Below are 12,383 nucleotides of genomic sequence, written 5' to 3' on the forward strand. Positions count from 1 at the left end.
AACTCCTTACCAAGTCGCCAGCGTGGCGACTAACGCCGCCAGCACGCACACATAGAGGGCACAGTCGAATAACGCTTCGTGCCAGATCCAGCGCGCCAGACCCGCGCGCTGTAAGCCCAGGCGCAATAGCCCGGTCAACAGCAATGCCAGCAGCGCATATAACAGCATGGGGCTGAGCAACACGCCGCCCACGGCCCATTCACGCAATTCCATCCGGCTCTCCTTGACGCAGGCACCAGTGGCGCCAGCTGTGGGTCAATTGCAACAGTGCGGCCTCGGCCAGGCGCAGTTCGATGGCCGGCGGCTGCGCGTGCAGGGCTTGCACCAGCGTCTCGACAGGCGCTTGCAAAGCATCCGCACGCTCGGCCACAGGCCCGCGACGCAGCAGGTCGCGCACCTCATTGAAGAAGCGCTGCTCAGCCTCGCGGGGCCTATTGCGAGCCGCCCCCAGGCACGCACGCAGGTGCAGCAGTTCATCGCCCAGATCGAGGCTGTCGACGCCATCGTCCCAGCGACTGCGGGCGGCCTCTGGCAGCTGCGGGTAATGCCGGGCCAGTTGCAACAAGCGGTCGGCCATGCGCCCACCGAACCAGTTCTCTGCACCTTCCAGCGCTCGCGTGCACAGCCGCGCCAGGTCATCCAGGGTCGCCCGCAATAAACGCCGGCCATGCCAGCGCGGGTCGCGCAGGGTAATCAGGCGAAACGCCAGAATCGCGCAACCAACGCCGACCAGCATGGCCAGTGCCTCGTTGAGAAAGAACGCGACGTCATAAATCATGGTGTTGCTCGGCGCACAGAGCACGATGAAGTGCAGACAAAAGGAGGTTGCCGTGCCGGCCAGCGCCGGTCGCGCCATACCCAGCAGACCGAAAAACAGTGGCACGCCGAGGACCAAGCCAAGCATGGCAAAGCTACTCAGTTGCGGCAGCAGCAGTTGGCCGACAATAAAGGCCACCGGCAACGCATAGAAAATACCGCGCAGGAAGGACATGCCGATCAGGTCGGCATTCTCGCGACTGGCAAACAGGCTGCACACCACCGACGCCAACAGCAGCGCACCACTGGCGGCGGGCCAGCCGGTCGCCAGCCAGAAGGCCAACAGCACCAGCAGCGCCAGACAACTGCGCAGGCCATACACCGCCGCCGTCTGCAGATCGCGGTGCCAGGACAGCGCCGGCGAAGCATCGGCTGGGGCATCCCCCGACTCCACTGCCAACAACGCCTGCTGCGCGCGCATCAACTGACGCACCAGCACCCCCAGGCGGGCCAGGCAATAGTGGCGAGGCGAGGTCATGCTGCCCTCATCAGATGCTGCACGAAGGCTGTCGTAGAGCGCTTGCTGCAGCTGCACATCAGGGTTGGCCAGCAGCGCCTGAACCTGTTCCAACCATGGCGCCAGTGCATGCGCATCCTGCGGCTCCAGTTGTTGCCACTGGCGCGCCACTCCGCGGGCCAACCGCAACAGCCCGAGCAACTCCCGGCTCAAGACCTGCAAGGCGCGCGCGCGCTGACGGCCGCTACGGCCCTCGAACCAGGCATGTTCACGCTGGGCGTCTACCGCGACGATACGCCCGAGGGTTTCCAACAGGCCCTGCCGCCCGGCTTCACGCCCCTGCAGCGCGGCCGCCGCCACATGGCTAACGCCCAGCAAAGCAGCCCGCGCCTGCAGCACCAATTGTTGTTCCACGCGCTGCGGCCAGAGCACAGCACTGACTACCATTGAACAGAGAATACCCAGGCAGATCTCGGTGCAGCGCGCCACCGCCTCATCGAACACTAGCAAGGGTTTGTCGACAATCGGCAGGCAGATAATTGCCACCGTGTAACCGGCCAGTACAAAGGAGTAAGCCCAGGCGCTGCGCAGCAAGGTGGACGCCGCCGTGCAGAGCCCCAGCCAGAGCGCCATGGTCAGCAGAAACAACCACGGGGCTTGGGCAAACGCGCCCATGAACACCACCGCCATGACCGTGCCCACCAGGGTACCCAGTAGCCGCGCCAAGCCTTTTTGCACGACCATGCCGGCCAGCGGCTGGGCCACGATAAAGGCCGTCATCAGCGCCCACTGTGGCTGATCCAACCCGAAACGCAGGGCACACCAAAGCGCCAGCCCGCCACTGAGCAAGGTTTTGCCCGCAAACTGCAAAGCGGCATTACTGGGCATCAGAAAAGCGGAAACAGCGTCGCGCACAGCGGCTACCTGAATGATTCACTAAACAAAAAGTAGCTGGCCATGACGGGAGCAGCTAAACATTCTCAGCTAATTATTAGCTAGCTAACATTTTATATCCAGAACCTCCCTGTCCATCTGTCGTCTTTGCTGAGCGCTACTGACGCACCGTTACGCCCGTGCGGCCAAGATGGGAAAACCCGCCGATTGGCGGGTCCATAACTGAAGGCGAGCGGTTAATCGCCCACTAGTCGGGTGCCACGGCAATAGACGCCCCGCGCACAGCCGACTCGCAAAGCGCCTCAGCGGGCGTCGATCTGCTGTTGCAGGTTCTGCACCTGGGCCTGCAGGGTGTTGATGTTGCGGGTCATCTGCGCGCGGAAGGCGTCAAACTCAGCCGTGCTGTTACCGGCGGAACGGGTTTCCAGATCCCCTTTAACCACCAGCAGATCCTGCTCCAGACGGGCGATGGCCTGGTTCGGGTTGCCAAGCTTCTTCAGTGCCGCTACATCAGCGCTCAACTCAGCCACCTTCTCATCGAGTTTGGCTTGAGCCGCCAAGGCGCTTTTCAGGCTAGCCTGTTCTTTTGCCAGGGCTGTCTGCTCGCTACTGAGTTTGTTGAGTGTGGCTTCCAGCTTTGCGCCACCCCCTTCCTGGTTCTTCAGTTGCACAGCCAGCTGCTCAAGGCGTTTGCCCTGCTCGCTCTGCTGGCTGCTCGCACCCTGCTGGCGCTTGCCCAACTCCGCCAATTGGCTTTCCAGCTGTTTAACGCGCAGCTTCAGCGCTTCGCTGCCGCTGGTCACCGAAGACTCAGTGGCCACCACCTTGCCGGAAATATCCTGAATCCGCCCCGCCGCTTCCTCGCTGATCCGCGCGAAGCTCTCCTGGGTGGCCACCAGTTGCTGCTCCATCAGGCTGATCTGCTGAAAACTCCACCAGCCGAGCCCGCCTAGGGCAATCATCAACGCGCCAACCAGCGCCCACAGCGGGCCCGTGCTGGCCGGTTTCATCGGTGCCGCCGTGGCAGCACGGCCATAGCCATTGCCGCGCGGGGTCTCTGGGTGATCGGTAGCATACTCATCGTGATCGCGCTGTTCTGCCCGCAGGCTGGGCACGTGATCGAGTTCGTCGTGGGCATCGTTACGCATGGGTCAACCTTCAAGAAAGCGCGGGGGTCACAAATGCGGCGCAGTATAACGGTTCGCGCGCAACCCTTCAGTGTCGCGCCAAGTCGGGGCGAAACGCACTGACCAAGGGCACGGCACAGGTCATCGACACGCTGCAACCTGCGCAGTTCCGCAGACGCAGGGCTGGTATGCGCTTTGCAATCACAGACTGGCGACATCGGCGCAACATCAGGGCATGCAGTCCGGCGGCAACAATGGGGGGAAATTTCATGGAGCTAAACAGAGAAGTGTTGGACTGTATGAAGAGCCTGCGCCGTCGGCTACGACAAGAGCTGGCGCTGGACATTCGCCTGAGCCAACCAGACGCGATCAACAGCATGCTCAGTGCCTGTCTCACCTCAAGCAATGAGGAAACCCGCCAACTGGGGCAGCTGCTCGCCCAGTACAGCGACCGCCCTTTCGCGCCGGCCGGCCCCGCCCCGCGCACGCAGGCCGGGCATCCACTGCTGGTGGAAGAGCAGGCACCTCGGCCGACCAGTGACTCGGTGCGCATGTACCGCGGCCAACGCGTCTACGCCTGAGTCAGCGCGGGTGCTGCGTTTGCCACCCGGCGCAGAATTCATCTAACGCACTCCACAGACTGACCTTGGGGTCGTACCCCAGGTACTGCTGCACGCGGCTGATATCCAGGGAGAAATCCTTAGCCATCACAGCCACGCCCAAGCGAAATAGCGTCGGCTCCGGACGGCCCGGCAAGAGCTTGCACAGCCCTTCATTCAACGTTGCGGCGCCGTAAGCCAGACCATAGGGCAGATGGCGTGTGACAGTCGGAAGGTCGAGTTTGCGCAACACATAATTGACCACATCCCACAGCGGCACTGGCGCGCCATTACTGATGTTGTACACCTGCCCCAGTGCCGGCCCCGCGGCCAGCAGGCAACTCGTTAAGGCCTCGTTAAGGTTGTGCACGCTGGTGAAGTCGACCTTATTCAAACCGTTGCCGATGATCGACAAGCGGCCCTTGCGCTGCATATTGATCAAGCGCGGGAAAATGCTGGTGTCGCCTGCGCCGGTGACAAACCGCGGACGCAGCGCCAACACTTCCAGGCCAAATTCCTGGGCCGCGAATACGTGCTGCTCGGCGAGAAACTTGGTCTTGCCGTAATGATCGGAAAAACGCTTGGGCAGTTGCTCTTCCTTTAAACCGATATGTGCCTGGCCGTCGAAGTACACCGAGGGTGAAGACAGGTGCACCAGCCGTCGTACCTTCTGCTTCAGGCAGGCATCCACCACGTTTTCAGTGACGCCGACATTAGCCTGATAAAAGTGCTCGTAACGCCCCCACACCCCGACAGCGCCAGCGCAGTGCACCACCGCATCGATACCCCGGCACAGCTGCTGCACCAGCGCCGGATCGGACAAGTCACCTTGGATAAACTCCGCACCACGTGCACACATGTGCTCAACGCCCTCGGCGCGGCGACCGTTGACCCGCACATCCATGCCCTGCTCCAGAGCATGGAGGGCAAAGCGCCCACCAATAAAACCGCTGGCCCCGGTTACCAGAATCTTCATTGCCGCCCCCGCTGAACATACTCGATGCGCCACTTTAGCAGCGCCCAGCAGCGCTCGCCGTGGCATTGCAGGCCAGAACAACGACTGCGCCTACCCTCTAATAGGCCAGCAGCCAACGCGCTAGCAGCTAAGCTGTGCCCCACACCGTATGACAAAGGAGTCACTGAATGGCCACGCACTGGATGATCTACGGCGCGAACGGTTACACCGGTCACCTGTTAGCCAGCGAAGCCAAGCGCCAGGGCCTCACACCGATTCTGGCGGGGCGCAACCCGGCGGCGGTGCACGCCCTTGGCAGCCTGCTGGGCCTGGAGTGCCGGATTTTCGATATTCACCAACCGGACCGCGCCAAGGAAGCCCTGGCCGATATTGCGGTGGTCGCCCACTGCGCCGGGCCATTTTCTGCCACCAGTGCGCCGATGATCGATGCCTGCCTGGCCAGCGCCACCCACTATGTCGATATTACGGGCGAGATCAGCGTGTTTGAGGCGGCGCATCGGCGTGACCACCAAGCACGTGAACAGGGCGTGGTGTTGTGCCCCGGCGTAGGCTTCGATGTAATCCCCAGCGATTGCCTGGCTGCCTGCCTGCATCAGGCGCTGCCGGATGCCACCCACCTGGCGCTGGGTTTCGACTCGGGCAGCGGGCTGTCGCCAGGCACCGCCAAAACCTCGGTGGAAGGCCTCAAGCTGGGCGGCAAAGTGCGCCGTGCAGGCGTGATCACCGATGTGCCGCTGGGCTATAAACGCCGCGCCATCAACTTTGGTCGTGGTGAAAAACCCGCGGTGACGATTCCCTGGGGCGATGTATCCACCGCCTACCACTCCACGGGCATCGACAATATCGAGGTGTACCTGCCGACGCCGACAGCCGCCTCGATAGTCATGCGCCTGATCGAGCCGCTGCGCCCCCTACTGGGTCTGGATGCCGTACAGAACTGGCTCAAGCGACTGATTGAAAAACGCGTCAGTGGCCCCGATGAAGCCACCCGCGCGCGCCAGCGCACCTGGCTCTGGGGTGAGGCGCGCAATGCCGCCGGCGTGGTGAAAACCGCTCGTTTGGAAACCGCCAACGGCTATGACGTGACCGTGCACGGGGCCTTGCTGGCGGTACGGCACCTGCTTGATTACAACGGCCCTGGCGGCTACTTCACCCCGTCGAAACTCCTCGGCGCACGCTGTGTGGAGCAATTGCCGGGCTCGAAGACCATCCGCTTTGACTAAACCAACTAACGGCTGCGCCACGGTTGGTGCTAACGACTTAGCGCTTCGCGGCCACTAACCCGGCAGCCGCATGACGCTGCAAATGCTGGGTCAATGCGCTCAGCAGTTCGCCGCCGCTGCGCCAGTGATGCCAATACAGCGGCACATCCAGCGGCCGCTCAGGCAGTAACTCGCATAACCGGCCCGCCGCCAGCTCCGCCTGCACCTGCAGCTCAGGCATCAAGCCCCAGCCCAAACCGGCTTCGGCCAGCCGCACGAAGCCTTCGGACGACGGACACAGGTGGTAAGCAAATCCGCCCTCTACGCCCAGCGCCGACAGGTAGCGATGCTGCAAGAGATCATCCGGGCCAAAGACAATCGCCGGCGCCTGCGCCAACTCCGCGGCTGTTACGCCGTGGGGAAAATGCCGCGCAATAAACCCGGGGCTGGCCAAGGCACGGTAACGCATGCTGCCCAGCAACAGTGCCCGTGCACCGGCCACCGGTCGTTCGCTGCCACACACACAGGCCGCCACCTCACCGGCCCGCATACGCTTGAGGCCAACATCCTGATCTTCAACCACCAACTCCAGCAGCAAGCCCTGCTCCGTACAAAAGTCGCCCACGGCCTGCGCCCACCAGGTGGCCAGGCTGTCGGCATTTAAGGCGATGCGCAGTCGCTCGGGCGGCCCGCCTTCATCCAGCCCAGGCACCTGCGCCTGAATATCACGCTCTAGCAGTCGCACCTGCTGCACATGGTTAAGCAACCGCCGGCCAATTTCCGTTGGCACTGGCGGCAGCGCGCGCACCAACACCGGCTGCCCCACCCGCGCCTCCAGCAGTTTGATGCGCTGGGACACCGCCGACTGCGACAAACCCAGCACCTGAGCGGCGCGTTCGAAGCCGGCCTGCTCCACAACAGCAGCCAGGGCGGCGAGTAATTTGTAGTCGAGCAAATCAGTTTCCCTAATGAGCAATCACCAATATTTGTTTCTCTTATACATCCGCGCGTAACAGACTCGCCACATTCCTTATCGCAATTAGAGCACTCCCCATGGCCGGCGAAACCTCACTGACAACCTTGTTACGCAGCATGACGCCCGTGCTGAACGAGGGCGCCTACGTCTTTTGCAGCCTGACTGACGCCACTCAACTGCAGGGTGTGCAGCCGCTGGGCAGCTTTCAGGAACGCGAAGGCCTGACCGTGATTGTGCAGCGCCAGCAGGCCGAACAGCTGCATCTTGAAATCGACTATGTAGCGGCCTGGCTGACCCTCGAAGTTCACTCAGCGCTAGCGGCAGTGGGGCTGACGGCGGCCGTGGCCGGCGCGCTGGCGGGCGCAGGGATCAGCTGCAATGTGATCGCCGGCTATTACCACGACCACCTGTTTGTCGCCCACGCCGACGGCCCGCGTGCCCTCGGCGTGCTGCAGCAACTGGCCGATGGCACGGAGTAATCAGCATGTGGCAAAGCTATAGCAACGGCCTGCTGATTGCCGCCGGACTGATCATTGCACTGGGCGCACAAAATGCCTTCGTCCTGGCGCAAAGCCTGCGCCGCGAACATCATCTGCCCGTGGCCATGCTGTGCGTGGTCTGCGATGCCCTGCTGGTAACCGCAGGGGTCTTCGGTTTGGCGGCCGTGCTGGCACAGAACCCGATTTTGCTGGGAGTCGCCCGCTGGGGCGGTGCAGCGTTTCTGCTCTGGTACGGCGCCCAAGCCCTGCTGCGCGCCGCACGCCCGCAAGCACTCAATCACGCTGGCGAGACGGGCCCACGCTCACGCCGCGCGGTACTGCTGGCGGCACTGGCCGTCACCTTGCTCAACCCGCACGTTTATCTGGATACCGTGTTGCTGATCGGCTCGCTCGGCGCACAGCAAACAGTGCCAGGGGCTTACGCACTGGGCGCGGCCAGCGCCTCATTAATGTGGTTCTTATTCCTGGCACTCGGCGCGGCCTGGCTCGCCCCCTGGTTAGCCCGCCCGAGCACCTGGCGCTTTATCGATCTGGGCGTGGCAATGATGATGTTCAGCATTGCCTGGCAGTTGCTGCGCGACACCAGCATGGCCTGAAACAGCGCTGCAATAAGCCCGCGCACACTCTGCCAAGTTGGGTTCCCACACAGTTGCCGCGTGTTTAAGGCGCAGGGCCAGTGCTATGATCTTCGGCTTGCGGCGCAAAGAGATAACTCACGCCGCTGAAGTGGCCGCCCGTGATCGGCCTCGCGCACACCGCACCTGACCTGATTAGGAGATAAACCATGGCTTTCGAATTGCCGCCGCTGCCCTACGCACATGACGCCCTGCAGCCGCACATTTCCAAGGAAACCTTGGAATTCCACCACGACAAGCACCACAACACCTATGTCGTAAACCTGAACAACTTGGTACCTGGCACCGAGTTCGAAGGCAAAACCCTGGAAGAGATCGTTAAGACCTCCTCGGGTGGCATCTTCAACAACGCCGCTCAAGTGTGGAACCACACCTTCTACTGGAACTGCCTGGCACCAAACGCCGGCGGCCAACCGACAGGCGCTCTGGCTGACGCAATCAACGCAGCCTTCGGTTCCTTCGATAAGTTCAAGGAAGAGTTCAGCAAGGTTTCCATCGGCACCTTCGGCTCCGGCTGGGGCTGGCTGGTGAAGAAGGCTGACGGCTCCCTGGCTCTGGCCAGCACCATCGGCGCTGGCTGCCCGCTGACCAGCGGCGACACCCCGCTGCTGACCTGCGACGTCTGGGAACACGCTTACTACATCGACTACCGCAACGTGCGTCCGAAGTACGTAGAGGCGTTCTGGAACCTGGTTAACTGGGACTTCGTCGCGAAAAACTTCGCTGCTTAAGCCCTCGCGTTAGCCCACAACAAACCCGGCCAAGTACCGGGTTTGTTGCTATATGCGTCATGGTTCTGGCAACTGGCGCTGTTGTCCGCCAGGCAACTCAAACGACAATCCCCTGGGGTAGCCAACAGCACTGAACCAGCAGAGCTGCGCGTCGCCAGCAGGCCTACACAGCCCCGCAAGTACTGCACCAAAGGTATTGTGGATAATCAGCTAAAGGCTGGTATACATTCCCAATGAGCACTGGCATTGCAATCAAAACAACCAACCGCAAAAAAATGCCCAACGGCGCTCAAGCCATACACAGCTCACACCGATACACTGCAAACAACACCAAGGCACGCCAGAATTCGCGCCATCGCAGCGCAACAGAATGTGTTCGACATATGTGAGTAATGGCCCTTTGACTGCAAGCGCGACTTTGCCAATACTCAGTGTGTCTGATGCCAACGGCTTCGAACAAGGAATCGCCACTTGAAGCTGGAACTCAAAAACAGTTTGTCACTTAAATTGCTCCGCGTAGTGCTGCTCTCAGCGCTCATCGTCGGGGTAGTGCTGAGTTTCGCCCAAATCGTTTTCGACGCGTACAAAACACGCCAGGCCGTCGACAACGAGGCGCACCGAATCCTTGGCATGTTCCGTGACCCTTCTACCCAGGCGGTCTATAGCCTGGACCGGGAAATGGGCATGCAAGTGATCGAGGGTCTATTCCAGCATGAGTCGGTGCGCATGGCATCCATCGGCCACCCAAACGAGCCGATGCTGGCGGAGAAATCCCGCGACCAAGTTGCCAGCCCCACGCGCTGGCTGACCGACCAGATCCTCGGCAAAGAACAGAGCTTCACCACTAAATTGGTAGGCCGTGGCCCATACAGTGAGTACTACGGCGACCTCAGCATCACCCTCGACACCGCCCCTTATGGCGAGAGCTTCGTCACCAACTCGGTGGTCATCTTTATTTCCGGCGTGCTGCGCGCCATGGCCATGGGCCTGGTGCTGTATTTGGTCTACCACTGGCTGCTGACCAAGCCACTGTCAAAGATCATCGAGCACCTGACCAACATCAACCCGGACCGCCCCAGCGAGCACAAGTTACCGATGCTCAAGGGCAACGAGAAAAACGAGCTGGGGTTATGGGTCAACACGGCCAATCAGCTGCTCTCGTCCATCGAGCGCAACACCAACCTGCGGCGCGAAGCGGAAAACAGCCTGCTGCGCATGGCTCAGTACGACTTCCTCACGGGCCTGCCGAACCGCCTGCAACTGCAACAGCAGCTCGACAAGATTCTCGAAGACGCAGGCCGCCTGAACCGGCGCGTAGCCGTGCTGTGCGTCGGTTTGGATGATTTCAAAGGCATCAATGAGCAGTTCAGTTATCAGACCGGCGACCAGTTGTTGCTGGCCCTGTCCGATCGCCTGCGCAGCCACAGCGGCCGCCTCGGCGCTCTAGCCCGTCTCGGCGGCGACCAGTTTGCGCTGGTTCAGGCCGATATCGAGCAGCCTTACGAGGCCGCCGAGCTGGCGCAAAGCGTACTCGACGACCTCGACAACCCATTTATGCTCGACCAGCAGCAAGTGCGCCTGCGTGCCACCATCGGCATCACCCTGTTCCCGGAAGACGGCGACAGCACGGAGAAGCTGCTGCAAAAAGCCGAACAAACCATGACCCTGGCCAAGAGCCGCTCACGCAACCGCTACCAGTTCTACATCGCCAGTGTCGACAGTGAAATGCGCCGCCGCCGTGAGCTGGAAAAAGACCTGCGCGACGCCCTGGCCTTAAACCAACTGCACCTCGTTTATCAGCCACAGGTGGATTACCGCGACCACCGCGTGGTCGGTGTCGAGGCCCTACTGCGCTGGCAACATCCGCAACACGGTTTGGTCCCGCCCGATCTGTTTATTCCACTGGCCGAACAGAACGGCACCATCATCCCGATTGGCGAATGGATCCTCGACCAAACCTGCCGCCAGCTGCGTGAATGGCACGACCAAGGCTTTAATGAGCTGCGCATGGCGGTCAACCTGTCCACCGTACAACTGCACCACGCCGAGTTGCCGCGGGTGGTCAATAACCTGATGCAGGTCTATCGCCTGCCGCTGCGTAGCCTAGAGCTGGAAGTCACCGAAACCGGCCTGATGGAAGACATCAATACCGCGGCCCAGCACCTGCTTAGCCTGCGCCGCTCCGGTGCGCTGATTGCGATTGATGACTTTGGTACCGGCTACTCTTCGCTGAGTTATCTGAAAAGCCTGCCGCTGGACAAGATCAAGATCGACAAGAGCTTCGTCCAGGATCTGCTGGAAGACGAAGACGATGCGACCATCGTACGCGCCATCATTCAGCTGGGTAAAAGCCTCGGCATGCAGGTGATCGCCGAAGGGGTGGAAACTGTCGAGCAGGAGGCCTACATCATCGCCCAGGGTTGCAACGAGGGCCAGGGCTATCTGTACAGTAAGCCACTCCCAGCCCGTGAACTGACGGCCTACCTGAAGCAAGCGAGACGCCTGAACAGCGCCGCCAACCCCGCAACGCTTTAATGCCAAACACAAATTAAAAAGCCCGCCAATCGGCGGGCTTTTGCTTATACAGCGCATTCGCTTAAAAGCTGTTGATCCCCAGTAGCCAGGCAGCGCCCAGCGCACCGGCCACACACAGCACTACCCCGCCTGCCGCTTGCCAGTAGAACTGACGCACCAGCTCATCCTCACCGGCGCAGGACAGAATAAACGGCTGAGTTTCGCGCGGCTTGGCCAAGTGATGCTGCACCGGCTGAGTACTTTGCCGACGATGACGGTCTTCGGCTTCCAGGCTCGCGGCGAGCTGCACCCGCTGCCACTCCCGCTCATCCAGCTGGCCATTACCGTCGCTGTCGAAGCGCTGCAGCAGGCCGCCAAAGTTCCCCTTCCACTCACGAATCACAGCACCTTGTGCGGCTGTCAGATCAAGCCCCTGACGCCCGCCTCCGCTGCTGCGAAAGTCGCCGATGGCATACAGCGGTTGGCCGGCATGCAAGCGTTCCTCGGTATAGCGGTAGCGCTCACCATCGCTAAATAGCGCCCGCCAACCGGTTTTCGCGGAACCCAGCGGGTGGCGCAAGCTGCCTTTCCAGATTTCACGCGTCTGCGGCCGAACCTGTGCGCCACGCGGGTCAATCAGGCAACTGCCGGTGCTGTCGTCAAGTTGCAGCAAGGCTTCGCTGCTGGCGCTTTCAAGGGTACGCCAGCTACGTTTCTTACCGCTTGAGGTGTACTCCTCGATTTTGTAACGCCACCACAGGCAAGGAGTATTGGTCAGCGGCCCGAGCAGCGGCACCTCGGCGCTATCGCTCAGTACGCCATAGAACTCGACATAACCCTGAGCGGCCGAGCGAATCTTTGAGGTTGGCGTATCGAGTAGGTGCCGCGCGTGCGCAAAACGCTGCAGAAACAACCACGCACCGCCTGCGCTCACCGCCACGCTGCAGGCCAGTCCA

Annotated in this window: 12 protein-coding genes; 6 read left to right on the plus strand and 6 right to left on the minus strand. The window is 61.5% G+C overall.

Annotation, left to right across the window (positions count from 1 at the left end; translation table 11 throughout):
- Nucleotides 1–6 precede the first annotated feature (6 nt).
- From ACEPAJ_RS17725 to ACEPAJ_RS17735, 3 genes are all read right to left on the minus strand, one after another.
- Entirely contained in the window at nucleotides 7–213 is a 207-nt protein-coding gene (locus tag ACEPAJ_RS17725; RefSeq protein WP_274087459.1) for a DUF1656 domain-containing protein, read from the minus strand.
- Nucleotides 200–2,188: an FUSC family protein gene (locus tag ACEPAJ_RS17730; protein WP_425916633.1), complete on the minus strand. Its 1,989-nt coding sequence runs from the start codon at nucleotides 2,186–2,188 to the stop codon at nucleotides 200–202. The genes ACEPAJ_RS17725 and ACEPAJ_RS17730 overlap by 14 nt, the downstream gene beginning before the upstream one ends.
- Nucleotides 2,189–2,469: 281 nt before the next feature.
- Nucleotides 2,470–3,315, minus strand: a complete 846-nt coding sequence (locus tag ACEPAJ_RS17735) for an ATPase (protein ID WP_425916634.1) — start codon at nucleotides 3,313–3,315, stop codon at nucleotides 2,470–2,472.
- 248 nt (nucleotides 3,316–3,563) lie between these two features.
- Between ACEPAJ_RS17735 and ACEPAJ_RS17740 the strand changes: the two genes are divergently transcribed.
- A complete protein-coding gene (locus ACEPAJ_RS17740) occupies nucleotides 3,564–3,875 on the plus strand; it encodes a hypothetical protein (RefSeq protein ID WP_425916635.1) in 312 nt (103 codons plus the stop codon).
- A gap of 1 nt (nucleotide 3,876) precedes the next feature.
- On the opposite strand, the gene ACEPAJ_RS17745 is transcribed toward ACEPAJ_RS17740, so the two are convergent.
- Nucleotides 3,877–4,869 carry an NAD-dependent epimerase/dehydratase family protein gene (locus ACEPAJ_RS17745; protein ID WP_425916637.1) on the minus strand — a complete coding sequence of 331 codons (993 nt, stop codon included), beginning with the start codon at nucleotides 4,867–4,869 and terminating at the stop codon, nucleotides 3,877–3,879.
- A gap of 167 nt (nucleotides 4,870–5,036) precedes the next feature.
- Here ACEPAJ_RS17745 and ACEPAJ_RS17750 point away from each other — a divergent pair, with 167 nt between their 5' ends.
- Nucleotides 5,037–6,092 (plus strand): saccharopine dehydrogenase family protein, encoded by a 1,056-nt coding sequence (locus ACEPAJ_RS17750; protein ID WP_425916639.1) that lies wholly within the window; start codon nucleotides 5,037–5,039, stop codon nucleotides 6,090–6,092.
- Nucleotides 6,093–6,129: 37 nt separating this feature from the next.
- Here the strand turns inward: ACEPAJ_RS17750 and ACEPAJ_RS17755 are convergent, their stop codons facing one another.
- Entirely contained in the window at nucleotides 6,130–7,026 is an 897-nt protein-coding gene (locus ACEPAJ_RS17755) for a LysR family transcriptional regulator ArgP (RefSeq protein ID WP_425916641.1), read from the minus strand.
- A gap of 98 nt (nucleotides 7,027–7,124) precedes the next feature.
- Here ACEPAJ_RS17755 and ACEPAJ_RS17760 point away from each other — a divergent pair, with 98 nt between their 5' ends.
- The 4 genes from ACEPAJ_RS17760 (at nucleotide 7,125) to ACEPAJ_RS17775 (ending at nucleotide 11,448) form a co-directional block, all read left to right on the plus strand.
- Nucleotides 7,125–7,526 (plus strand): ACT domain-containing protein, encoded by a 402-nt coding sequence (locus tag ACEPAJ_RS17760; protein WP_425916643.1) that lies wholly within the window; start codon nucleotides 7,125–7,127, stop codon nucleotides 7,524–7,526.
- A gap of 5 nt (nucleotides 7,527–7,531) precedes the next feature.
- Nucleotides 7,532–8,143, plus strand: a complete 612-nt coding sequence (locus ACEPAJ_RS17765) for a LysE/ArgO family amino acid transporter (protein ID WP_425916645.1) — start codon at nucleotides 7,532–7,534, stop codon at nucleotides 8,141–8,143.
- 188 nt (nucleotides 8,144–8,331) lie between these two features.
- Nucleotides 8,332–8,913: a superoxide dismutase gene (locus tag ACEPAJ_RS17770; protein WP_274087467.1), complete on the plus strand. Its 582-nt coding sequence runs from the start codon at nucleotides 8,332–8,334 to the stop codon at nucleotides 8,911–8,913.
- Between the two features lie 471 nt (nucleotides 8,914–9,384).
- Nucleotides 9,385–11,448, plus strand: coding sequence for a putative bifunctional diguanylate cyclase/phosphodiesterase (locus tag ACEPAJ_RS17775; RefSeq protein ID WP_425916647.1), 2,064 nt, complete (start codon nucleotides 9,385–9,387; stop codon nucleotides 11,446–11,448).
- A gap of 61 nt (nucleotides 11,449–11,509) precedes the next feature.
- On the opposite strand, the gene ACEPAJ_RS17780 is transcribed toward ACEPAJ_RS17775, so the two are convergent.
- Nucleotides 11,510–12,361: a GIDE domain-containing protein gene (locus tag ACEPAJ_RS17780; RefSeq protein WP_425916649.1), complete on the minus strand. Its 852-nt coding sequence runs from the start codon at nucleotides 12,359–12,361 to the stop codon at nucleotides 11,510–11,512.
- Between the last annotated feature and the right edge of the window lie 22 nt (nucleotides 12,362–12,383).

The sequence above is a fragment of the Pseudomonas sp. GWSMS-1 genome, from assembly GCF_049847425.1.
Taxonomy (GTDB): domain Bacteria; phylum Pseudomonadota; class Gammaproteobacteria; order Pseudomonadales; family Pseudomonadaceae; genus Aquipseudomonas.

Bases quoted from the DNA above. Each gene is read 5' to 3' on its own strand.
- ACEPAJ_RS17725 (WP_274087459.1), bottom strand. From the start codon at position 213: ATGGAATTGCGTGAATGGGCCGTGGGCGGCGTGTTGCTCAGCCCCATG.
- ACEPAJ_RS17735 (WP_425916634.1), bottom strand. From the start codon at position 3,315: ATGCGTAACGATGCCCACGACGAACTCGATCACGTGCCCAGCCTGCGG.
- ACEPAJ_RS17740 (WP_425916635.1), top strand. From the start codon at position 3,564: ATGGAGCTAAACAGAGAAGTGTTGGACTGTATGAAGAGCCTGCGCCGT.
- ACEPAJ_RS17745 (WP_425916637.1), bottom strand. From the start codon at position 4,869: ATGAAGATTCTGGTAACCGGGGCCAGCGGTTTTATTGGTGGGCGCTTT.
- ACEPAJ_RS17750 (WP_425916639.1), top strand. From the start codon at position 5,037: ATGGCCACGCACTGGATGATCTACGGCGCGAACGGTTACACCGGTCAC.
- ACEPAJ_RS17760 (WP_425916643.1), top strand. From the start codon at position 7,125: ATGGCCGGCGAAACCTCACTGACAACCTTGTTACGCAGCATGACGCCC.
- ACEPAJ_RS17765 (WP_425916645.1), top strand. From the start codon at position 7,532: ATGTGGCAAAGCTATAGCAACGGCCTGCTGATTGCCGCCGGACTGATC.
- ACEPAJ_RS17770 (WP_274087467.1), top strand. From the start codon at position 8,332: ATGGCTTTCGAATTGCCGCCGCTGCCCTACGCACATGACGCCCTGCAG.